Raw genomic sequence first — 743 nt, 5'->3', positions numbered from 1 at the left:
TCGACGGAGATCTGGTCGGTCACCGCCAGGATGCGGTCGGCGTGGTCGTGGCGCAGCTTGCGCAACCATTCGGCCAGATAGCCAGCCGCCTTCGGGTCCGACTTCTGCTTGAGCGCAATGCCGCGCATGATTTCGCCGAGGGTGAGGGTGCTGAGGTGAACGCTGGCCGGATCGACCGCGCGCAGCCAGCCGGTGGCCTGCACAGAGCCGCGCCGCGCCTCGGAGACGACATTGGTGTCGACCAGATACATCAGAAGGCCGAGTCGAAGGTTGGGTCACGGCTGGGGGTCTTGGCGCGCTGCGTCACGGCCTCGGCCAGGTCGTCATCCCAGCTGGGCCCGGCCAGCAGATCGTCGACCAGGGTCGGCCGGCCGGAGCGGAGCGCGTCGTAATCGGCGGCCGACAGCACCACGGCGGCCCGCTCGCCGCGCAGGGTCACGACCTGCGGGCCTTCGCGGCGGGCCTTCTGCACCACCTTGGAAAACTGGTTCTTGGCGTCCTGCAGCGGCCATTCCATGTTGCACGTTCCTAGCTAGACAGTCTAGCTATATTCTAAAGGGCGTCTTCGTGGAGGTCAAGGATGGGCCGCCGACGTGCCGACGCCTCGACGACAGAAAGATCGCCGCCTGGAGCCGGGCGCTCAGGCGGCTGAGAGCGCTCTGGCGCGCCATTTTCGAAGGTTTGGGCGGCGCTATCGGGCATTCTCTCTATCATGAGCAAAACGAACGATAAGGCAACATTAT

The 743-nt window shown here is 65.4% G+C and carries 3 protein-coding genes; all 3 read right to left on the bottom strand.

The window, feature by feature from the left end; genetic code table 11:
- On the bottom strand, positions 1-251 hold a 251-nt coding region (locus CWO89_RS44860), incomplete at its 3' end, for a PIN domain-containing protein (protein WP_130584457.1).
- On the bottom strand, positions 251-517 hold the full coding sequence (locus CWO89_RS44855) for a type II toxin-antitoxin system Phd/YefM family antitoxin (protein ID WP_130584456.1): 267 nt from the start codon (positions 515-517) through the stop codon (positions 251-253). The genes CWO89_RS44860 and CWO89_RS44855, both read right to left, overlap by 1 nt.
- A gap of 35 nt (positions 518-552) precedes the next feature.
- Positions 553-743, bottom strand: a 191-nt coding sequence (locus tag CWO89_RS47425) for a hypothetical protein (protein WP_207234725.1), incomplete at its 5' end; no start/stop codon positions are given.

The sequence above is a fragment of the Bradyrhizobium sp. Leo170 genome, from assembly GCF_004296405.1.
GTDB lineage: Bacteria > Pseudomonadota > Alphaproteobacteria > Rhizobiales > Xanthobacteraceae > Bradyrhizobium.
Note: the sequence above shows the minus strand (reverse complement) of the source record. Positions and strands in the feature narration are given on the sequence as shown.